General features: G+C 43.4%; 22 protein-coding genes and 1 other annotated feature. Of the genes, 4 read left to right on the top strand and 18 right to left on the bottom strand.

The annotated features are described in order from the left end of the window. The first annotated feature begins 72 nt into the window (after positions 1 to 72). The gene (locus AC58QM_RS22245; protein ID WP_497287042.1) at positions 73 to 918 is read left to right on the top strand and encodes a helix-turn-helix domain-containing protein; all 846 of its coding nucleotides are present in this window, start codon (positions 73 to 75) and stop codon (positions 916 to 918) included. A gap of 44 nt (positions 919 to 962) precedes the next feature. On the opposite strand, the gene AC58QM_RS22250 is transcribed toward AC58QM_RS22245, so the two are convergent. From AC58QM_RS22250 to AC58QM_RS22280, 7 genes are all read right to left on the bottom strand, one after another. Beyond that, the gene (locus AC58QM_RS22250) at positions 963 to 2,816 is read right to left on the bottom strand and encodes a rhamnogalacturonan lyase (protein ID WP_497287112.1); all 1,854 of its coding nucleotides are present in this window, start codon (positions 2,814 to 2,816) and stop codon (positions 963 to 965) included. 174 nt (positions 2,817 to 2,990) lie between these two features. Continuing rightward, positions 2,991 to 3,968: a YutH/CotS family kinase-like spore coat protein gene (locus tag AC58QM_RS22255; protein ID WP_497287043.1), complete on the bottom strand. Its 978-nt coding sequence runs from the start codon at positions 3,966 to 3,968 to the stop codon at positions 2,991 to 2,993. A gap of 159 nt (positions 3,969 to 4,127) precedes the next feature. Continuing rightward, positions 4,128 to 5,426, bottom strand: coding sequence for an NCS2 family permease (locus AC58QM_RS22260; protein ID WP_497287044.1), 1,299 nt, complete (start codon positions 5,424 to 5,426; stop codon positions 4,128 to 4,130). 111 nt (positions 5,427 to 5,537) lie between these two features. After that, complete coding sequence (locus AC58QM_RS22265; protein ID WP_497287045.1) at positions 5,538 to 6,653, bottom strand: GerAB/ArcD/ProY family transporter; 1,116 nt, start codon at positions 6,651 to 6,653, stop codon at positions 5,538 to 5,540. 32 nt (positions 6,654 to 6,685) lie between these two features. After that, entirely contained in the window at positions 6,686 to 6,895 is a 210-nt protein-coding gene (locus tag AC58QM_RS22270; RefSeq protein ID WP_497287046.1) for a hypothetical protein, read from the bottom strand. A 25-nt stretch (positions 6,896 to 6,920) separates the two neighbouring features. Beyond that, entirely contained in the window at positions 6,921 to 8,102 is a 1,182-nt protein-coding gene (locus tag AC58QM_RS22275; RefSeq protein WP_497287047.1) for a Ger(x)C family spore germination protein, read from the bottom strand. 17 nt (positions 8,103 to 8,119) lie between these two features. Next, positions 8,120 to 9,619 carry a spore germination protein gene (locus tag AC58QM_RS22280; RefSeq protein ID WP_497287048.1) on the bottom strand — a complete coding sequence of 500 codons (1,500 nt, stop codon included), beginning with the start codon at positions 9,617 to 9,619 and terminating at the stop codon, positions 8,120 to 8,122. A 261-nt stretch (positions 9,620 to 9,880) separates the two neighbouring features. Between AC58QM_RS22280 and AC58QM_RS22285 the strand changes: the two genes are divergently transcribed. Next, complete coding sequence (locus AC58QM_RS22285; RefSeq protein ID WP_497287049.1) at positions 9,881 to 10,099, top strand: hypothetical protein; 219 nt, start codon at positions 9,881 to 9,883, stop codon at positions 10,097 to 10,099. Between the two features lie 19 nt (positions 10,100 to 10,118). Here the strand turns inward: AC58QM_RS22285 and AC58QM_RS22290 are convergent, their stop codons facing one another. From AC58QM_RS22290 to AC58QM_RS22310, 5 genes are all read right to left on the bottom strand, one after another. Continuing rightward, positions 10,119 to 11,135 carry a Gfo/Idh/MocA family protein gene (locus AC58QM_RS22290; RefSeq protein ID WP_497287050.1) on the bottom strand — a complete coding sequence of 339 codons (1,017 nt, stop codon included), beginning with the start codon at positions 11,133 to 11,135 and terminating at the stop codon, positions 10,119 to 10,121. A gap of 141 nt (positions 11,136 to 11,276) precedes the next feature. Further along, positions 11,277 to 11,879: a class I SAM-dependent methyltransferase gene (locus AC58QM_RS22295; protein WP_497287051.1), complete on the bottom strand. Its 603-nt coding sequence runs from the start codon at positions 11,877 to 11,879 to the stop codon at positions 11,277 to 11,279. Positions 11,880 to 12,006: 127 nt separating this feature from the next. Continuing rightward, positions 12,007 to 12,189: a twin-arginine translocase TatA/TatE family subunit gene (locus AC58QM_RS22300; protein ID WP_497287052.1), complete on the bottom strand. Its 183-nt coding sequence runs from the start codon at positions 12,187 to 12,189 to the stop codon at positions 12,007 to 12,009. Positions 12,190 to 12,224: 35 nt separating this feature from the next. After that, positions 12,225 to 13,433 (bottom strand): ZIP family metal transporter, encoded by a 1,209-nt coding sequence (locus tag AC58QM_RS22305; RefSeq protein WP_497287053.1) that lies wholly within the window; start codon positions 13,431 to 13,433, stop codon positions 12,225 to 12,227. A gap of 18 nt (positions 13,434 to 13,451) precedes the next feature. After that, a complete protein-coding gene (locus tag AC58QM_RS22310) occupies positions 13,452 to 14,501 on the bottom strand; it encodes a multicopper oxidase domain-containing protein (protein WP_497287054.1) in 1,050 nt (349 codons plus the stop codon). Positions 14,502 to 14,836: 335 nt separating this feature from the next. Between AC58QM_RS22310 and AC58QM_RS22315 the strand changes: the two genes are divergently transcribed. Continuing rightward, complete coding sequence (locus AC58QM_RS22315; RefSeq protein WP_497287055.1) at positions 14,837 to 15,010, top strand: hypothetical protein; 174 nt, start codon at positions 14,837 to 14,839, stop codon at positions 15,008 to 15,010. A gap of 109 nt (positions 15,011 to 15,119) precedes the next feature. Continuing rightward, on the top strand, positions 15,120 to 15,431 hold the full coding sequence (locus tag AC58QM_RS22320; protein ID WP_497287056.1) for a hypothetical protein: 312 nt from the start codon (positions 15,120 to 15,122) through the stop codon (positions 15,429 to 15,431). A 71-nt stretch (positions 15,432 to 15,502) separates the two neighbouring features. On the opposite strand, the gene AC58QM_RS22325 is transcribed toward AC58QM_RS22320, so the two are convergent. The 6 genes from AC58QM_RS22325 to AC58QM_RS22350 all read right to left on the bottom strand — a co-directional run bounded on the left by AC58QM_RS22325 (position 15,503) and on the right by AC58QM_RS22350 (position 22,191). Then, positions 15,503 to 16,741, bottom strand: a complete 1,239-nt coding sequence (locus tag AC58QM_RS22325; protein ID WP_497287057.1) for a CapA family protein — start codon at positions 16,739 to 16,741, stop codon at positions 15,503 to 15,505. A gap of 97 nt (positions 16,742 to 16,838) precedes the next feature. Further along, positions 16,839 to 18,551, bottom strand: coding sequence for an arginine--tRNA ligase (gene argS / locus AC58QM_RS22330; protein WP_497287058.1), 1,713 nt, complete (start codon positions 18,549 to 18,551; stop codon positions 16,839 to 16,841). Between the two features lie 51 nt (positions 18,552 to 18,602). Next, positions 18,603 to 18,822: a binding site (T-box leader), on the bottom strand. 49 nt (positions 18,823 to 18,871) lie between these two features. Continuing rightward, positions 18,872 to 20,284 carry a hypothetical protein gene (locus AC58QM_RS22335; protein WP_497287059.1) on the bottom strand — a complete coding sequence of 471 codons (1,413 nt, stop codon included), beginning with the start codon at positions 20,282 to 20,284 and terminating at the stop codon, positions 18,872 to 18,874. Then, on the bottom strand, positions 20,277 to 20,846 hold the full coding sequence (locus AC58QM_RS22340) for a sigma-70 family RNA polymerase sigma factor (RefSeq protein WP_497287060.1): 570 nt from the start codon (positions 20,844 to 20,846) through the stop codon (positions 20,277 to 20,279). Before AC58QM_RS22340 ends, AC58QM_RS22335 begins: the two co-directional genes overlap by 8 nt. A 178-nt stretch (positions 20,847 to 21,024) precedes the next feature. Continuing rightward, positions 21,025 to 21,513 (bottom strand): NUDIX hydrolase, encoded by a 489-nt coding sequence (locus AC58QM_RS22345; protein ID WP_497287061.1) that lies wholly within the window; start codon positions 21,511 to 21,513, stop codon positions 21,025 to 21,027. 24 nt (positions 21,514 to 21,537) lie between these two features. Further along, positions 21,538 to 22,191 carry a hypothetical protein gene (locus AC58QM_RS22350; RefSeq protein WP_497287062.1) on the bottom strand — a complete coding sequence of 218 codons (654 nt, stop codon included), beginning with the start codon at positions 22,189 to 22,191 and terminating at the stop codon, positions 21,538 to 21,540. Positions 22,192 to 22,316: the final 125 nt, after the last annotated feature.

Below are 22,316 nucleotides of genomic sequence, written 5' to 3' on the forward strand. Positions count from 1 at the left end.
TTTATTCCCCATTTATTTCCCAATAAAATCCTTTATACTAAGAATGAACTGGGAAATGGAGGCGTCCACCGAATGACTGATTTCATATCCTTTTCTGCCAAAGAAAATCTGATCACGATCCCTGGGAAGCTGATATCAGGCCATTATCGACAATCCTACGGCTACCAAGTTAGACGGTCCAACGGTACGAAAGATTATTATCTCACCTTGACGTTACAAGGAACTGGCCTTTTCAACAACGGGAAAGAAACTTATCCTTGTCAGCAGAATGAGGTAACGATCATCACACCAGGTACCCCTCATTTCTATGGAACACCTGAGAATACCCTCTGGGAATTTTATTGGTGTCATTTTGTACCACAGAAAGAATGGTTACCACTCTTACAGCTGCCAGAGGCAATTAAAGGAATTCGACTTGCCCGTTTGGATAACGATAAAGAGTTGTTCCGGTTATCGAACGCTTTTGCCCAATTACTTCAATATAACGAAGAAGCGGATCCCTTTGCAGAACGATTAGCCATGAACGCGTTAGAACAAATCCTCCTTCTGCTATCCAAAAGTACGATGCAAACCGAATACCCGCTCGATTCCCGCATCAAGCTAACCCTAGCGTTAATTGCAGAACATTATAACCAACCCTATACCGTTGCTGATCTGGCTGCTTCAGTTAATTTATCCCCTTCTAGATTCGCTCACCTCTTTAAAACGCAAACCGGTGAATCCGTTATGGACATGTTAAACAAAACACGACTTCGACAAGCTAGAAAACTCATAGAAACAACGTCATTGCCTATGGCCGAAGTTGCCGAAGAAGTTGGTTTCAATCATCCCTTCTACTTTTCACGGCAGTTTTCCGCTTTTTATGGCACTTCACCTGCTGCTTTCCGAAAGCGCATTCAACAAATGAGAATGGAATAAAAAAGAAACGCTGGCGTTAACCCAACGTTTCTCATGACTACTTCTTATGGCGTGGTATAGATATTCGGCTGTGCAGGCGTTGCCATGCCTGTTCCAAGATAATAACTCGTGTGCGGCGGTTGGTTGTAAGCCACATTCTGCCATGCGATATCCAGACGGTATAAAGGATCGTGCATTAACGTCCAAAGACGCGTACTTGTCACATACGGTGTTGCGTAGATACGTAAAGCTGTACTATCCGACTTCCGCCAAATGACCTCTTCACGCCAGTCTCCCAGTAAATCGGCTTGCAAGCTAGGATTCCCTTTCGTGTAGTTATTTGAATTGGTTCCTGTTGCGGTTAATAAAGTCGTTGTATTGAGACTGGTGTAATTCCATTTATCAATGCGTCCAACACCGTTCGTGCCATCCCAATTGTGATCAAGAAGCTCTCGAGAAACATCGCCGTCCCACCAAATACCGAAGTTAATGGAAGAAGGGATCGTCGAACTGATTTTGGTCCCATTGATTTGATAAAGACCGACTCCGTTACTTGCCCACACTTCTTCGCCAGCGTATCGTGGATCAATATCGGCTGACATTCCTCTTCCTGTATCAGCGCCTGTATTCACGCCCCACTTGATGGCGCCTGTTCCAGCATTCCACACGGCAGCGCCATAGGCTGCGCTTGTGCTTTCCATGACTTTGAACACTTCGAGCCCCGCGCTGTTTGGATCCAAATCGCCTACGTGAAGAGCATCGCCATGACCTAAAGCTGTGTTGTATTTCTTAGCGCCGTTGTCATCGATCGTCATCGCACCATAGACGATTTCATCCTTGCCATCTCCATCTACGTCAGCGGCTGTTAAGTTGTGGTTGCCTTGACCTGCATACGCAGAGTTACCCGAGGTGTTGCTATCAAAAGTCCATAATTTAGACAGTGTACCATTCCGCCAATTGTAAGCCACGAGAACGCTTCTTGTGTAATAGCCGCGTGCCATGACAATGCTCGGCTTTTGCCCATCGAGATAGGCAACCGTTGCTAGAAAGCGATCTACCCGATTTCCGTATGTATCGCCCCAATCTCCAACTGTCCCACGCGGAGGATCATAGCTCGTTGAAGTCAATACTCTTCCTGTCGTCCCTTCAAATATTGTCAAAAATTCAGGACCACTCAGCACTCTCCCCACACTGTTGCGATAATCCGCTGTTGAACTACCGATCACGACACCAGTGCCGTCTTTCGTTCCATCCGCTGTTTTCATCGCGATTTCGGCTTTGCCATCCCCATCTAAATCGTAGACCATGAATTGCGTATAGTGCGCGCCAGCCCGAATATTTTTACCCATGCTAATTCGCCATAACCGCGTGCCGTTCAGTTTATAGGCATCGACAAATACTTCGCCTGTATAGCCATCTTGGGAATTGTCTTTCGCATTCGTAGGATCCCATTTCAAAATAATTTCATATTGACCGTCACCATCCATATCACCAACACTTGCATCATTGGCCGTATAGGTATAGCTGACACCGTCCGGCGTCGTACCACCTGCTGGTTTCTGCAACGGTACATCCAAATAGTTGTTCGCCCATGGGGTAGCGGCAGCAGATGCAGATTGCTCTACGCCACCTACTACAGCTGTGACGGTATAGCTAGAGCTTGTTGTCCCTGAGTTATCTTGATAGTTCGTGCTTGTCGTAATCGGTGTAGCATTAAGTTTCACACCATTCCGATAAACATTGAATGATGTACTAGCTGCCTCCGTACCCAACAGTCTCCAGCTGACGAGGACGCCTGTGCTCACCTTAACGGCGACTAAGCCGCGATCTAGCTTCTCCATCTGCCTGGCTACGGCTGCATGTGCGGAAGGTGCTGGGATCCCGAATGAAGTTAAGAGAAGCGAACCCAACGTAATCATGCATACTGATTTGATAAGCTGCTTTGCGTTTTTCAACATTTCTACAACCTCCATGTCATCAAAAGTATTTCACCACTATGATTACGCTTACATTCATTTCGTTCCTCATTATAACGTGAAATTATCTAAGTTTTAATGCAGACAATGGCTAACTTCCTACACAATACTGCTACTTCACTTTCTATAAGCCTCAAGCAAAAAGACGGTCTTATCCTGTTCTTTCTGCAACAGATTCTTGATCTGTTCCCCAGTCATTCGACTGAATTTGCCCCATATGAGATTCCGGCACACATTGTGCGGAAATGCCAGATCGAGATACATGAATTTCATTTCATGTGATGTCAGCCCATTTTGCGCTAAATAAGCTCGCATCACCTTCTTAAAAACGAGTGGATTCCAGCCTGTTGATTTTTTTACTATGGCATACAGAAGTCGATTCAAGTCCCTTGAAGGAACATCGAATCTAACAAATTCCCAATCCAGAATATAAATAGCTTGAGACTCTTCTTGTATGATATTTTGAAGATGAAAATCATTGTGACTTACGACTAGTTGAGGTTGATTCTCCTTCCAGTCACGAGAACAAGCGCTTATCTGCTCTTGGACATACTTGCCTGTTGTTATACAAAAATCTACATAGGATAGCACAGCCAGTCGCCATGGTTCATCACTTTGCAAGCTTTCATTCTTCCATCTTTCTAAATAGCTAATAGCTTCCTCGTATTCACGCTCCCACCTAGCCGATCCATGATAGACAGGGCCATATGAGGTATAATATTCTTTCGAAATCGCATGGATATTTCCCAATAATGCGGCTAATTTCATCGCTTTATCTACCGTTGTCAGTGGATACGAAACACCGCAAATCCATTGTTGAAGAACATATAAATCCCCTTTATAACTCAAGTAATTCTGATTCTCATTGGTAGGATATACGAGTGGAATATGAATGCCTCGGCTTCTGAGAAAGTTTTCGATATCGAGCATATCTTTTAATCGGTACTCGTCCATCGACATCCTTTTCAAAATAAACAGACCTTCGTCTGCAGTAATTTTCACGACAAAAGCCCGCGATGTATGCCTTATGAGCTCAACTCGTTGGATCGTCAAACTGTACCTTAGCGCAACGGCTCTAAGAATTCCTTTTCCCATCTGCACCACTCTCTCAACATCGTAGTTCTTGATAGTTTATGTCCCTTGTCCCAATTGGTTTGGATGCAAGCGGAGATGAGAATGCCTGATTGAGAGACGATAGAAACACAAAAAAGCAGCGCGCCGCGGCGCCTGCTTCGTCTAATTATGCTTCCTACATTAGTGTGTGAACAAAACAATCTGTATAAAAAACAACACCGCAAAAAGATAGAAAATAGGATGTACATCCTTCCTTTTCCCCCGGATGAGCTTGAGAATCGGATATACGATAAAGCCAATGCCAATCCCCGTGGCGATACTATACGTCAGTGGCATCAGAACCACGATTAGAAAGGCTGGGAAAGCTTCCTCCAGGTCTTGCCATTCGATTTTGCGCAGTACATTCATCATGAGAAAGCCAACAATGATTAAGGTTGGAGCCGTGATGGCCGGAATACTCGCTAGAACCGCAATAATCGGTGAAAAGAATAAGGTCAGCGCCAATAACACGCAAACCACAACGGCAGTAAGCCCTGTCCTCCCTCCTACGGCAACTCCTGAACTAGATTCGATATACGCTGAGGTTGGACTCGTCCCAAGCAGTGCCCCTGTCGTTGTACCAACCGCATCGGCCATAAGCGCTCCTCGCGAGCGTGGAAATTTATTATCCTTGAGGAGGCCTGCTTGCTCGGCTACCCCTAGCATGGTACCCGTTGTATCAAATAAGGTAATCAATAAGAAAGTGAAAATAACGGCGTATAAGCCTCCCGAAAATACTCCCTGTATATCAAGTTGGAAAGCTGTTGCACCTAATCCTGTAGGAGCTGCAACAAAGGTCTCCGGCATAGCTAAAAGTCCGTACATCCATGCCAGTACCGCCGTGATCAGCATACCGAAGAATAAGTAGCCACGAACTTGATACGCTAATAAGACGAGCGAAATGATGAGACCAATTAATGTAAGAGCCGTCATGGGCTCTTTCAGATTTCCTAAGGTAAGTAAGGTAGCAGGTGAATCCACGATGATTTTGGCATTTTGCAACCCGATAAACGTGATAAACAGTCCTATACCAGCAGTGATTGCGTGTTTGAGACTGGTGGGAATTGCGTCGAGCAACACATAACGGAATGACGTGAGCGACAGCACGATGAACAGAATGCCAGCCATAAACACAGCGCCTAGAGCTACTTGCCACGGCACACCATTGCCTCCCACCACCGTGAATGCGAAATAAGCATTCAAACCCATACCTGGCGCAAGTACGATCGGATAATTCGCGAACAGGCCCATGATGAGCGTGGCTGCTATGCTTGCGAGCACAGTGGCCATGAATACCCCATGAAAGTCCATCCCTGTTGTGCTTAATATCCCTGGATTCACAATGACAATATAGACCATTGTAAGAAATGTTGTAACACCGGCCAACAGCTCTGTGGATATGGAAGTCCCTCGTTCTTTCAATTTGAACAGTTGATTCATGGTTGTCCTCCTGCAATCAGGATTTGTTAAGTTAGATTGTTAATTATCACAATTCCGTCATCAACTAAATGTAGTTCACTGTCACTGTCACTGTCACTGTCACTGTCACTGTCACTGTTCCTTTTTCCGTTTATCTCGGAGATCATAAATATAAAACAAGATGAGCAGCAGTGCGGGAATCATGACACAAAAAGTTAAGTCAAACCAAGTGTAATAAGTTTCCAGAATCGCATTATATTGCGTAATATTAGGCGTACCTGCAACGGTTCCTACGAGAAGCAGCATACTTATAGGTATAGTCAGCATATGACTCTCCTTCAACTGAAACAGTTCTGCTAGGCCTGAGGTCAGTGAGAAAAAGATAAGCAACGTTTTGTAAAACACCGATATGAACCATAGAAAAGCCATAACTGCCTCTAGTCTCTCTAGGAAGTGTCCTATCGTTATTTTCTGTGCGAGTACGAAGGTCGGAAAATATTTCGTTTCCATTAAATTTGGTCCTAACACAAGGACACACAGAATTACGGTGACAAATAAAATGGTACCACCGATCGCGTAACCAGTTAAGATTGGTTTGGTCAGTGATATATTACCAACGACATTGGGTACTAGCATTAGAAGTACAACCATTTCTGTAAAGGCAGTTGCAAAAGACATTAAAGCCCCACGCCAAATCGTTCCCATTCCGTCTGCTGCTATGGGTCGCAAATTGGCAAATTCCACTTGTGGCAGCAATAAAACGAAGAGAATGAGGAATAACAGCATAAAAACAGGAAATAATAACTCTCCCATTCGAGCAAATGCTTCAATACCATACCTATAAGCGATAATAATGACCAAAGTGAATACAGCGATAATCGCATTAATGGGTGTTTCTGGCATTAATTGCGTTGTCATAAACTGACTCATCTCACTTAACAACGTTAGTGAACACAAATAGAATTCGAGTAGAAATAGTAGGATGACCAAACTTCCCAACCAAACTCCTAGATTTAGCTTAATGAGATTAAAAAGTCTCCGCCTGCGAAGCTTGTTCGCAATACCTGCAAATATACCTCCTGTTACGAGTCCAAGAAAGATGGCTAACAACATAGATAACCATGCATCTTGCTTTGCAGTTGATGCAAGGATGGTCGGCATAATGAGAATTGAATCTCCAATAACCCCCAGAATAATCAAGATCGTAAACTGCCGTACGGAAATGGTAGCATTGTCAAAAGTGCTCATTAGGACCTCCTTATCTCCGCATACAGCCTAATTTAAACAGTCCAACCGAACATCCACTCAATCATTTTGAATGGATTCGGTAGAACAACTTCTAATGTCAACAAAACATAAGAACCACTTGCTATCAGTAGAAGCGAAGTGAAAATGACTAACTCGCGTCTATGATTTTGACGTAATAGTCTAGGCGCCTCTAACCAGAATGTTCCAACAGTTAATACAAGAACAGTAAGTACAGACGCCATCCACAATCAAGTCCTCTCTCATTGCTTATTGCATGGTTGAATTTCCGATTGTACCGGTTTTTCTAATAAACATTTCAATTTTATAGTGAACATTTGTTTGCGGAAACATATCATCATTCCACGTCTTTTTAACTTCTTTCCAATATGCAGGCTGATCTTTTCCGAGTTGACTACCGAATCCGAGTATATCCGATTTCATTTTCTGAGCACGTGTAACCACAGCCTCAACATGCGATTGTAAGATATGTTCGCTTTCCTCTTCCAGTCGTTCGATCACTTGAGGATCTGTCAAATCGACATCCCTGCATTGCCTGCCCACGATATTCGCTTCCGTTCGTATGGACACATTCATCTCAGGTTTCCCGTTCTTCACGCCTGCTTTCAGCTTTGTTTTCGATGAGGTAACTTCAATTCCCATATATTTCTGCTCACCGCAGGAAATTTCGATAGATGTACTATCCAAATTGTTTGTTATGTCTGTATAACCTTTACTTTCTATCTCATCTAGCCAACCAATTAATTTATCATCTTTGAAAGCTGCGATTCCCGTGTAGCGGAATCGACTAGGAGGTTGAAAATATTCTATGTTCTTTTTGGTTTCGCCCATTGAAGGGTCACCGATTATTTTGATACCTGTTAATGCTAGTTCGAAACCTTTGCCAGACAGCTTATTCAAGGATTCATCCAATGTCATAGCGATAGTCGGAGCCCAAGACTTTTGTGAGGTTTGTAAGGATTGCTGCATACTATAACTTGGTAATTTCTCAACTGGTGTATATAATTTCAAAATATTCTCCGCCATCGTTCCTCTTGCGACAACAATATTAAAATCCATGCGTAATTCATTATCACGGAATGAATTATCGAGGAAATCTTTAATCCCTCGCTTCGCCAATTCCTCTCCAATGACATACATTTGCAAATGCCCCATGTAGACTTTCCGTGGTGCCTCCGCTGTTAAAGACCTGGCTGCCTCAAATAATGTCTTCCCTCTACCTTGATAGAGCGTGCTTGGCGGTCGATCTCCCCCTTTTCGTTGGGCGGATATTTCAGTTGTATTAACGACTTGGAAGGACACCAAATACTCGCCATCCTTCCAGTCCACGCCGATTCCAAGCACAATAAGCAGCTCATTTAATTCACGTCTGCTCCAACAGCCAGTTAGCATTAATAAGCAAAGAAGCATAATAGTTAATTTATATTTCATCCTAATGTGCCTCCTTGCTACCGCTTTGTTATTCGATTAGTACCCTCATCAAGTGACGTCTCAGGACGTTTAAACATAAGCCATCTTGGTAAACGTACCAACGTATCCTCTAAATCTGCTTTGCGGTATGGTGAAAATGGAGACATATACGGCTCTCCGAAAGAACGTAGAGCACACAAATGAAGTAATAATACAAACATTCCCATGGCAATTCCGAATAACCCAAAACTTGCCCCCGCCCCCATAAATACAAACCGAAGTAGACGCACTGGAATAGACATGCTATACGCTGGCAACGTAAAGGTAGAAATGGCCGTTACTGAAACGACAATAACCATAGCTGCTGAAACAATTCCCGCTTCTACTGCTGCTTGACCGATGACAAGTGTGCCAACGACAGAAACGGCTTGTCCAATTGCTCGCGGCATGCGAAGCCCGGCTTCTCGCAAAATTTCGAAAGTTACTTCCATGACAAGCGCTTCAACAAAAGCGGGCAATGGCACCCCTTCTCGTTGGGCGGCTAAGCCAATTAACAGAGAGGCTGGCAGCATATCACGATGAAAAGTCGTAATGGCGATATAAATAGAAGGCAATAACAAAGAGATGAATACTGTACTAAATCGAAGTAGACGAAGAAGACTTGCATAGTAGGCTCGTTGGTAATAGTCCTCCGCTGATTGGAAAAATGTAACGAGCTGTGTTGGTACTAACAAAATATTAGGTGTACCATCTACGAGAATCGCCACTTTCCCCTCTAATAATTGAGCGGCAGTGCTATCTGGGAGCTCAGAATTGTAAATTGTCGGAAAAATTGAAAGTTTATTATCTTCGATCAATTCTTCGATATAACCGCTGTCCAGAATGCTATCGATATCAATGGCTTTTAATCTAGACCGAACGAGATCAATGACGGATGGCTTGGCGATCCCATTTATATACATGATCGTTACATCCGTTTTGGTCGTTCTCCCAATCGACATCGTCTCCAGCCACAGTCTTTGATCCTTTATTTTACGTCGAATTAATGATGTATTGGTACGAAGTGTCTCCGTAAAGCTTTCCCTAGGTCCACGTACAGCTGTCTGGTTGGTGGATTCAGTCACATCACGTCCCTTCCATTTACGAATGTCTGCGCGATAGGCGTGATGCTGCTGATTAACTAAAATTATAGCTTCACCTGAGAGCATATGTTCATACAGAGCTGTCATATCCGCTACTGTTTCAATGGAGCCCAATCCCGTAAGCAGCTCTTTGGCAAGTGTTTCTGTATGCAAGCTGTCTCCATGCTCCTCCTGTGGGACGGCCCTTAACATCGTTTTTAACACATCAAAAATATACGTATTAATGGCAATCGTATCCGAAAGCCCATCGATATACACAACCGCTGCGGCTATCGTAAGCGTACCTTCATCTTGAATCTCGCGGATGACAACATCATCACTGCCGCCTAAATCCACCATGATGCGTTCAAGGTTAATTTCAACACTAGGGTCAATAGGAATCGTTGCATCAGGCATGATGTGGGTCCCTCCTTCTACTCATCCCTTTCCCATTATGACCATTTGGACAGGGGGATAAACCGGAATGAACGAATCCCCTCACACCGAATAGACAGAAAAAAAGCCGTTCCCAATGGGGACGACTTCGAATTATTTACTAATAGATGAACTTCACTCGTTTATTTCGCATGTCATTTCTAATGGTGAATATACTCAAGTAACAAACGGAACAATCTAACGCGCTAGTCCAATGAAAACCTAGAAAGAGAGGTGATACTCATGTTGCTGACTTTAACATCGGATGGCGATTTATTTACGGCCGCACTTTCCCAAACAACAGTATCTGTCTGGCAGATCGACGAGCATGGTGTTTACTGCGAGGTAGATCGCGGCATCATCGAAGAATTCACCAGAATCTCAATCCGAATGAGTACAATTTCCGACGAAATTGCCTTTTACTTTCGTGATGACGGGACTTTATTCCGCGCTGAAACCTAGCTCTCTGCTATCGCTCAGGTTACTGATAACTAATTCGCTTACCGGATCTGGACGATTCATAAATATCCATAACTAGATTGAAAGCTTTAAATCCTTCAGGTCCATTCAAGACATAGCTGCGATTGTGCAGAAGATGGTCATAGAAATCTGCAATCTGCGTACCGTGACTAATTCCCCAGTAGGATTTCGCTCCCAAATTTGTTGCTTCTGGTGACGTCAATACGGTTTGCTCACCATCTACTACGCGATACAATGTATCACCTGTGAGTACTAATTTCCCTTTTTCGAAGACAAGCTCGATTTCAGGCGGGGAGTTGACCCCATAAGAATTTGTTGCATAAAAGATAGCTGTAGCCCCGTTCTGATACGTCAAATGCGCGTGTACGGTATCTTCGACTTCAATAATGCCCTCTAGGGAATCCGTCGACATCGTCCCTTTCACACTTGACACCTCGCCACCTATCCACTGCAGTAGATCTAAGGTATGAATGGATTGGTTAATGAGGACACCCCCACCTTCCGTAGCCCATTTCCCTTTCCATTCCGTTTGATAGTAAGAAGCATCTCTGCTCCATGTGACAATGCCCTTCAGACAAAGCAATTTTCCGAGCTCTCCCGAATTGACAGCTTGTTTCATGAGGATGGAGGCAGGGTTATATCGATTTTGGAAAATAACACCTAACTGCACATTCGGATTTGCTTCTGCTGCACGTAACATCGTAATCGCGGCTTCTTTCGTTTCAGCCATTGGCTTCTCCGTCAGAACATGCTTGCCAGCGTTAAGTGCATCAACAGTCATTGGCGCGTGCAAATAATGCGCTGTACATATATGAACAACGTCAATGTCTGGATTCTTCAACATTTCGAGATAATCCGTGTAATAACTGCATTGATTTGCTTCTGCTGTTTGCGCAGCCAATTCGGCATTCGTGTCTACAACTGCCACTAATTTGGCCGTCGGTATTTCTGAAATAGCTTTCAAATGTACGCTCGAAATCGCTCCGCAACCAATGAGTGCAACGCCAATCTGTTTCATGGGAAACCTCTTTTCTGCATAAGTAGGATAGTACTGCATGATGGTGCTAATGTATATATTAGAGGTTCGCTCATCAACCAGTAATTCCTTTTAGGTCGTGCATGCGGAAATTGACTACTTATTGCTTTATCATGACTATTCTCAGCGAGGTGTCAACGCGATCTCCCATAGTATCTTCTTGTTGGTATACCTGTCCATTTCATATTCCGCTATATGCACGTACGACCACATGTCCTGATCAAAAAATCGTTCAATCTCACCTCGATCAAAAAACCTTCTATACAGATCGTCACCTTCTCTTATATTTACAATTTCATTGGTTGAATTCAATCTCACTAACAGAAGGCCATCTTGCTTAAGCACTTGATGAAGATCTCGTATGATTCTATGCGTCGTGACCTCATCGAAATAGTGAATACTTAAATCAGCAATCAGGACTTGTACGGTTCCTTTGGTGAACGGAAGTCCCGTTGTCATATCCAAACAGCGTGTTCGAATATCAGGCAGAAAGGTTTGCAGTTTCTTCAGCGCCTCTTCGGATATATCACAAGCAATCGGGGACAAGCCGTGCTCGAATAAATATTGGGTATTATTCCCGACACCACAACCTAGATCAACAATTAGTGTATGGCTGTTATACGCCGATAGGTAAGCCTCCCAATATTTGTCCAACCAATTATCGTATGTAGGTGCAGCTTCTAATCTTTGATACGTTTCGTTCCAGTATTGCTCGAGTGATTTCATCTCGTTACTTCCCCTCACCTATCACCATATGTACAGCCATATCTTACGGCAATCCCAAGAAAAATCCAAGTTGAGTAAAAAAACAAAAAGGCATGCAAGAAGCACACCTTTTTGCAGCTAACGACCATTACTGATCCTTCTGCTTATCTTTCGAATCTTCCTCTTCAAGTAAGCCTTTTGTTCCTTGTCTAAATTCCTTAATGGTTGTACCGAAAGCACGGCCTAATTGCGGAAGTTTTGTTGGGCCGAATAAGAGTAATGCAACACCTACGATCACAATAAGACCCGGAATGCCAATACCTGATAACATACGAATCACCTACCTTTCTTTTAGAATAGTAGCTATTAAAATTTTACCATGAATGCCGTCGCATACATAATTAATATTCCTGCTGTAACCCCACTGAAGTTTAACCAAGAGACAGGAGAAAGACCCTTCTTCTCCGATTCTCTAAGAATCATTTTAGAAATGACATAAATAACCTGCAGAATTGCACCAGCGCCGATTCCGAAGAAAAGTGCCGCTAATGTATCGTTAAATATGAAGCCACCGGCCCAAGTGCCAATAATGGCTGGACCACCCGCGATCAGAGCTAATTTGACAAACGTCTGCCACGTTGGACGATCCTTTAATAACGGTGCCGCAATCCCTACACCCTCAGTAATGTTGTGTAAGGTAAAACCAATGATGAGGAACGTACCTAACGCTGCCTCCCCTACAGCAAATGCAGAGCCTATTGCAAGACCTTCACCGAAATTATGAAGCCCGATCCCGGTTGCGATTTTGTTGGCTACGCGCTTACCCACATAAACTTCATTGTTAAGTTTACGTTCGTTCGACTGATCTACTGCAATTAAGAAAAGACAGCTCAGCAGTGCTCCGAACCAGACTAACCCAGATCCTTGAAATATACCAGGTGCTTCAGCAGCCATCTCAAACCCTTCACCGAAAGTATCAATGACTAAAAAGAACAATAATCCTACGGTCAAGGCAAGGATAGCATGCATGCCTCTTACTGAAAATCTGCGTAGAAATGGATACCAAAGTAAGCCGAGCCCTACAGGAATTACGCCTACGTAGAAGCCAATCAACGCATATTGCCCGAATAACTTGCCATTTGGCTCAGGTGTTGCTGCTGCAGCTGCGACTTCACCTACGAAGATTAAACCATTGGAGGTGATGAATTTAACTTCATGTGGATCACCTTGAACCCAAGGGTATGGAATATGAACCATTCCTTGTTCGAACCTTTTGAGCGTGTCGCTTGGTGAAAAAGAAGCATTCCAAAAAGCGCCATCCACAACTACCTGGGCAATGGTTATATCTTCGGGTCCCGAATTTAACACTTTTACTTGTATCCCGTCATCATTCAACGTGATTTTCTCCACATTCAGGACTTCAATTGGCGCTGCGGGCTCATTCTCAACTCCTGTACCTACTTTAACAATAGTGGTTATGATGGCAAATAACAAGATCAGCGGAAGAATGCCCCACAGAATCGCCTTCCATTTCGATGATGAAGATTTGCTCGTAGTTTGATCATTGATATGCATGACGTATCGCCTCCCTTCTTACTCAGCTATGAAGAAACCCATCCAGCCTAGTTCTGCGAATTCACTTTGATGTGCATGGAACATGTATCGTCCAGGTGAAGGAAAAACAATTTCTAGAATACCTCGTTCTCCTTGGCACTGCATGATGGTATCGGTATACGCAGGTCGTGCTTCAGGATCTGCTCCAGTTGCGTAATAATTAAAAAAGTTCGCGTGCAAATGAAACGAATTAATTAAATCGAATTCCGTCAAGTTACTTAAGTAAATGCGAACAAGCTCTCCGGTTTTCACTTTAATCGGTTCTTGCTGATAAGCAAAAGCATATCCATTCACGGTATAAATCTCATTTTCCCCGTCGAGGTCCAGATCGTAACCATTCATGAGCATGTTGAACTCCTTGGCTGCTGCTCTTGGCTTCTTCGGATCAATGATGAAATTTCCATAAAGTCCTTTATGAATATGTCTGGCAAGTGGTGCGACATGGCAGTGATAGACATGCATACCAGCAGGTTTAGCTTCGAATTCGTAAATAAATGAATTACCAGAAAGCACAGCTTCCAGTCCATCCATATTCGTCGGATGCATGCCATGGAAGTGAATAGAATGTGGATGCATGGTTCCATTCGTAAACTTCACACGGAGTACATCCCCTTCTGTACAACGAATAGTCGGGCCAGGGATCGTTCCATTAAATGTCCAACCGGAAAATTTGATTCCTTTGGCGATTTCCACGTTGGTTTCCATAGCTGTGATCTCATATTCTCTGAGTGTTCTGCCATCCGGGAGCTTACTGACCTTGCCATAATCAAAAGCAGTAAGCGCATGCTGCGCTGCTTTGAACCCTTCTGTCACTTCGGTACTCGGAACATAGCCATGCTTCATTCCCTCATGCAATTGTTCTTTCATGGCATGGTGAATATCATGCTTATCTTGTGCTTGCGCGACTGGTGGCCTGCCGAATAAAGAGGAAGGATTTAACAACGTACTCCCAATTAAAGCAAAAGCTCCTGTCGTTCCTAACTTCAACAAATTACGCCTCGATAGCTTATTGTCTGGTTTCTGAAACATCGCTTTGACCTCCTATTTTAAATTGCTTGTTTACAATAGTTTTTACCTAGGGAAACATTTGGGGTGAAAATAAAGTTTCCAGTGGGACAAAAAGTTTACCAAAGGAAACACCGTGTTTTTAACTATATGCTGAAAGTGGCAGAAAGTAAACCTATTTGTTAAAAATTTCTTTTCCATCATTTGACACATACCTTTTTTAAATCTGATTTCGACAAAACTAGTAGAATTCTTACCGACATTCTGACAAATATTTTCGCCTGATGACGATATAATGAAGGTAGTTAACCGTGAAAATTTTTACGCAAGTTGTACTAACACTTAGGAGGATGATCGACATGGACGAGCAGTTTATTAAACGATTACACACGCTTAATCGCCGCGATTCATTAAGGTCTTTGCTGCTCATCGAAGGTGTTCGACTGACTCTCCGTCGTAAAAAGAAAGTTAGCTTATTTAAAAGAATTTTTCAGCGCAAAAAACAAACCGTCACTGCAAAAGGTTGGAAATAGCTCGTCGCCAATCCTACTGCATGAAATTTATAGCGTCTTTTCTCGCATAACGTCCCCTTTTATAGTAGAATAATGACTCAGCTACATGAAATGGATACGGGGTGTAAGAATGGCCATTAGTTTTACCAACTCAATTGTTAGTCAATTGAAAAAAGACATTACAGAGCTTGAAAATAAAATAGTGAATGAGAAGAAAAAGAAAGATAAAGCCCAAGCGAAGATGAAACAGGTTCAACGGGATATGAAATTAAGTCAGTCCCACAGTGACTTGAGCAGCAAAATGTCTCGTGTGAGCAAGCTAACGGAAGAAATAAAAACAAGCGAGCGGCTGCAAAAAGATTTCGCCAAGGAATTAGCTGCCAAGAACACTTCGTTGAAACAGAATCTTGCCAAAGAAACCAAACAAGATGACAACATCTAATCGGTATTCACTGTAAAGCAAAACACCGCCCTGTTAGTAAGTAACAGGGCGGTGTTTTTTGGCTGCTCTTTTTAGGAAGTAATAATGTGAAGCTCGGGGATGTACGTTTTCATATGTTTCGTTATCATTTGGTAGTTAGAACTAGCCTGCGGGAGTTGATCATTGGTTAATCTGTCCATTGAAAGTATCTGAAATTGTTTGCCTTGTTGGCTATACGTATACGTCGGAAGAAAACTGGGATTGGTGATCTCAATCTGCTTGGTCTTATTCGTAGTCGTTTTTACGACTTCAATGGTAGCCATGCCACCTACTTGCTTAAACAAGTTGATTTGAGCAGATAGAAAGTTGCCCAGTGAATAGACCACAAAGGTTCGATGCCCATTCTTCCCTTCTACCCAAGCGGGAGGCTGCAGGACATGTGGATGATTCCCAATCAGGATATGCACGCCCATATCTGCTAGTTTGTGTGCAAGACCCGTTTGGTTCTTGTCAGGAAGACGCTGATATTCGTTCCCCCAATGCATCGCAACGACAATCACATCTGCCAATGGTTTCGCCTGCTCCACATCAGAGCGAATTTGCCTATCATCAATCCGGTTAACCAGAAAGGGTTTGCCTGCTGGCGTTGAAATCCCATTCGTTCCATACGTGTAACTTAAGAAGGCGAATGTAATCCCATTTTCCGTGAGCGTCCTGAGGTTGTCGCGGTCATTTTGAGATTTGAATGCACCGGTATAAGGAATGCCAAGAGTATCCCAGTAAGTGAGTGCACTTTGAATCACTTTTTCGCCGCGGTCCAGCGCATGATTATTAGCAATAGTCACAACATCAACCCCAGCATATTTCAGTGCATCGCCAATTTCATGAGGACTATTAAAGGTTGGATAACTGGAAAGCCTCATTTCCTTACCGCCAATCATCGTCTCTTGGTTAGCAACAAGGATATCTGGCGCTTGCAGCAAGGTTTTCACCTTTTCAAAAATAGGCTTAAAATTATACGTCCCATCTTTCTGCTTAGCATCTAGATAAACCTTATCATGGATGAGGATATCTCCGATCGCGCCTAACGTAACTTTAGAGATTTGTTTTTGCGGTTGTGGTTGAGTTTGCTGTTGTGGTTGAGGCTCTGCTTGCGGCTCTTGCTTTGCAGTAGCATGAAATTGCGAAATAGGCGGCGGAGTAGTCTCGGTCCGAACGAGAGGTGGACTGCTTTTTACAACCAAGCCTGTATCTTTCGGAGTCAACGAGCTGCCTACGCATCCGCTTGCCAAAATGAGTGTTGAAACGATCGCTGCCATGCGCTTTATCACGACAAACCAGCTCCTTAAGCGTCAAACCTTATCTTTTCCCGTAGTATTCCCCCCTTAAAATCTCTCATGAATGAGGATTATTACCATTTCCCATCCTTTAAATTTCATTTGGCGCTTGCAGCCCAATCAGCTTTAATCCATTGCGCAACGTGGTTTGAACGCTAGTAACCAGTGCCAAACGCGCCTCACGCACCTGTTTTTCTTCTACAAGAATGTAACACGTATGGTAAAAGCGGTTGAACGCTTGTGCGAGATCGATGAGATAACGGGAGATAATCGACGGCTCCAGCTTCACCATGGCTTGCTCAATACGTTCGCTGAACAGGTAGAGCATTTTGATAACGGCAATGGCTTCTTTTTCTAGCAAATAGGACCCATCAACCTCGGAAGTTAGGAAGTCATAGCCATATCCCTGCTGTGCTTTCTTCAACAAACTGCATGTTCTTGCGTGCGTGTATTGGACATAGGGTCCTGTTTCACCATCGAAGTTAAGGGCATCTTCCCACGAAAAATCAATATCTTTAATTCGATTGGCGCTCAAATCATTAAAAATGACGGCCCCAATCCCCACTTGCTCAGCGACTTCTTCTTTATTCGGCAAGCTTGGATTTCTGGCTTCTATGACTTCTTTGATTTTTTGGACCGTCTGCTCCAGCACGTTTTCTAATTTAATTACATTGCCTTTACGTGTCGACAAGCCGCCTCCTTCAATGCTCACACGGCCAAACGCCACATGCTCCAGCTTGGACGCCCAGGCGTAACCCATTAATTCAAGTACCTTGAAACATTGCTGAAAATGAAGATTTTGAGCATAATCGGTTACGTATATCAATTTAGCAAAATCATAGGTCTCCGCTCTATAAATCGCAGCAGTCAGATCACGTGTATGGTAGAGGGAGCTGCCATCTTTTTTCAGCATTAAAGCTGGCGCCATACCAAAGGCCTCCAACCTAACTAACAGAGCTCCCTCATCTTCTTCCAAGAGCTGCTTTTCTTGTAACGCCTGAATGACTGGTTCCATCTTATCATTGTAGAAGCTTTCACCTTGATAAGCGTCAAATTGAACGCCTAGCAGCTTATAAATCTTCTGAAATTCTGCCATGCTGATGTCAATAAACCACTGCCATAACGTAAGTGCTTCCTGATCACCATGCTCCATTTTCGTAAACCAAGCACGTGCCTGATCTTCTAACGTAGGATCCTTCTCCGCTTCCTCATGGAATTTCACATACAGATGGAGCAGCTCATCAATAGCCCCTTGATTCACGGCCTCTTTACTTCCCCATTGCTGGTAGGCAACGATCAATTTCCCGAACTGCGTCCCCCAATCACCTAAATGATTGATCCCCACACATCTATATCCAAGAAAAGCGTGGATGTGATATAGCGCATTTCCGATTACGGTGGATCTTAAATGGCCAACATGAAACGGTTTTGCGATGTTCGGGGAGGAGTAATCGATCACGATCGTCTTACCCTCTCCCACATTCTGGGACCCATATTGATGACCAGCATGATGTATTTGTTGAATCAAGGATTCAGCCCAACGCTGCTTTTTTAGGAAAATATTCAAATACCCATTAACTGCTTCTACCTGGTCGATTTCCTCATCTTGCAGGGTAGCCTGCAAGTGTTCCGCAATATCTTTCGGTGACTTGCCAAGCACTTTACTCAGACGGAAACAGGGTAAACAGAGATCCCCTTTATCGTGATTCGTTGGGTACTCCATCAGTGCAGCAAGCTCTTGTGGTTCGAAGCTGTCTAGTAACGATGATATTTTCTCAGCCACATGCAGTTTATAATTTAACATGATGTCACTCCTATCTATTTTTTTGAAAATATAAAAAGCCCCCGTCTCTATAAAAGAGACGAGAGCTGAAGATTCCCGCGGTACCACTCTAAGTGTTAAACCTATGGTTTAACCCCTCAATTTCGTAACGGTCGTCTGACCGGATTCGCCTACTAACGTTCAGCAAACCATTTCCTGGGTCCGTTTCATTCGTAACATCCGTACCGGCTTACACTGACCCGGCTCGCTGTGACTGTCTGTTAGGAATTACTGTCCCATTCATCAATATTTCATTATGAATTTTTCAATATCTTACAAGGGATCTCATCGATTGTCAAGGGCTATTGCAGCTGAAATTCCCACGGTCCGCGAATAATTACATGCGCTTCTTTGATGTAGAACGTAAATGTTGTATCTTTCACAGGAAAGTCTACGACTACATATTCCATTACACGTGTTTGATCGTTTACTCGCCAATTAGAGCCACTTGTGTTCTTTATTTTCAAATAATCCAACGTGAAGGACAAAAGCGATGAAGCCGCTTGCGCATTATACTTCATATCCAGATAGATCTTAAGTCCTCCAAATTCAGAAGCCGATGCATTACTTGGTACTCTTTCAACTTTAGTAATATCTACAGGATATCCACTAATCATGATGGATTTATTGACGTCAATGACACCTTGAGCGGGAATCGGAACCGTGAATGATTCTGGCTTTGGAGATTGTAGCGTTGCTAGTACCGCTGGGATTTTCAAATGATAGCTTGTCAATGACGCGCCATCACGCTCGAAACTCAGTTCATTTGGATTCGGAAAATTAGGATCGCGATAATACGCAACTGCTTCTCCCTTATTCGTCGTTAGTTCGGGTTTATCCACGTAGTCATATTGCGATAAACCGTACGCATGAATCTGCATTCCCACTGGAGCTTGTGGAAGTAACGTGATCTTGGTATTGTTTTGATCTGTGGTTCGTAATAACGCTGTTAGACTTACCTCGTGATGGGTGTCTGTTACGCCAAGATCATTAATTCGATCAACCTCTTCCACCTTTGCTAGTTGAATCGGAATACTAGGAAGTTGACTATCGAGAGTTAGACGCATATTGTCGGTCACTTTGATTGACCCTTCATAATAATAAGAGCCAATCCATTCATTCCCAGCACTTGAAATACTGCCATATTTAATCAAATAGGACGTTCCTTCTCCATTACTCAGCGTGAATGAACGCATAGAAGGTGTACCTGCGCTGACTAGCGTGACGTTAGTGTACTGATCACCAATGGATATCCCGCGTATTTGGATATTACCCACAAGTGTTGGCGCTTCTATCGGAGTCTGCAGAACATAGTGAACAAGCTGTTTCTCTGAATCTTGAACGGTGGCGAATCCAGGTAAGAACTGAAAAACTTTGTGAATTTGGGCTCTCACCTCTGGCGAGCTCATGGCGAAGATAACAATAAAAATAATGGATGCGGCGCCAACAACGATCATTCGCTTTCTCAGTTTGGCATGACGTGCAAGCTTCTGTTTCTCCTGATCGCTACTTGTTGGAGTCGATTCCAGGGTTGTTACCAGGGGCGATTGCGATAATCCCAATTTACTATACGTTTGTGCCTTGATCCGAGCTAGCGTTTCTGCAGCAATAGGTTCATCCTCATGTATATCCAGTTGACTCATAACAAGATTAGATTGATGATCATTTAATTGATCTATTTTGAGGTACCAATCACTATCACTCTTCTTATTCATGTGAGATATCCTCCTTCCAAGCGAGAATCAATTGTTCCTTCAGAGCATTTCGCGTGCGCCTCAAACGGTTTTCAACCGCTTTTCTTGTTAATCCAAGGGCTGAAGCAATCATATCCAAGGATTCATATAAATAATATTTTTTATAAAAAATCGTACGATCAACGGGAGCATAGGAATCCACGATACGTAAAATCTCTTCGGTTTCTGCCTTCTGGATGACCGTACGCTCCAAATTATCGCTGTTTGTCAGATCTCCATCCATGACGACAAGCTGAGGTCGATCTGTCAATTTCCGCCGACAATCCAGTGCGCGATACTTGGTAAGCATATAGATCCATGTTTGGAGCGAGCTTCTTAACGGATCGTACTCATCAATTTTATTCCAAGCCATGATGAACACGTCACTAACACACTCCTCGACGTCCTCTCTACTGCCATACGAATCTAGAATCCTTTGCGCAAAAAGGTACATCGTTGAGCCATATCTATCCATCAAAAATTCTAATGCTGCAGAATCTTTTATTTTCAGTCGTGTAATTAACTCCTCTTCAGATACGTCCAATCCATCACCTCATTTACTGTCTACTTAGTACTACGTAAGTTTGGAGGAAAAACCCTCACACTTCCAACCAATGCTATACTGCGGGGCAATAATGTATAAAAATCCCATAAAAAAACCCATTGGAACTCCAATGGATGTATTGAACCCTATTATGATAGCTCTACGAAAGATTATGTACCTATTTGACGAACCAATCATCCAGACGCTGGCTTTGAATAGGCATTTCTTCCGTCAGCAGCCAATTCACGGCTTGTAAAACAAGAGGTGAAGCATTTTCAACCGTACATTCCCCTAACGATACCCAACTTGCCCCCAAGGAATCTTGTCCTTCGAATACGTCCGGCTTCGCGGTTAGATGCCCATCCAGATAGTCAACAGCAAAAAATAACGCTACATGATGGATATGTGAAGTTCCTCGCTTAGATAGCTCATAGGGGACTACATACTCACAAACGCCTACTTGCTTCTTCACTTGAACCTCCACTCCAACTTCCTCTTGAATCTCTCGGTGAAGAGCTTCAATGATGGTTTCTTGAGGTTCAATTGTGCCTCCTGGAAGGTCGAACCGACCTGTATAGGGGCCACCATTTTTATGAATAACAAGAAGCTTCCCATGCCTCTCACAAATTCCGTATACACCCAAATGCCGATGCCACTTCTCCTCCAAATTGATCGCCCCCCACTTTTCAGATTACTGGTCACCTCTATAATAAGCAAACACTTGCTCAATCGGCTTAAAATACAAATGTCCATCTTCCCATGGCTGAAAATGCAGATCCATGCGTGAATCGTTCCAATTCTCGGGGGTCCCCTTGGTGTTCAATCGACCCGCTACTTCCGGCTCCTCAATGACCTTCGGAAATTCCTGATAACCGAATAAGAGATTCTCATGCATGGCAATAATCTCATATTTATCCCCATTGAAAGCACGCTCTTCTTGCAGCTGATAATGGTAGTAAATGTAACTGCTCATCATCTCTGGCTTCAAATGTGCAACTCTCCCTACGCGAGACTCGACCGGTTCCTTACGCAACCAGTGTTCATAGCTTGCAGGTTCGTTAAAGTGGAACACGTCGATCATTAATATCCACTTCCGAGGCTCATCTTGTCCAGGCCAATCTTGTAAGAACGGGACCGCAGCCCCTGCGATTTCATCAGGAAACACCTCTCGGTTCATACACTCATAATAGAGAAATAGATTTTTCCGCCAAATAAAAGCAGCAGCGGTCATGAGTTCTCCCTGTTTGACTAACTGTTGCGCTTGTTGGTTCAACACCAACGCCTTCAAGCCACTATCTTCTTGTCCTAACTGCCATTGCGCTCGATACATCCTACGTTGTATCATTAATCGCTCACCTCGCGTCGGATTTGAACACCAAAAATAACTCTGCTAAAATAAGGTCATCTCAACTGAGGGGGGAACAGACTTATTTTACTTAACTTCTACCATACTTCGCTTAAGCTGCTCGT

This window comes from Paenibacillus sp. J22P165 (genome assembly GCF_059692015.1).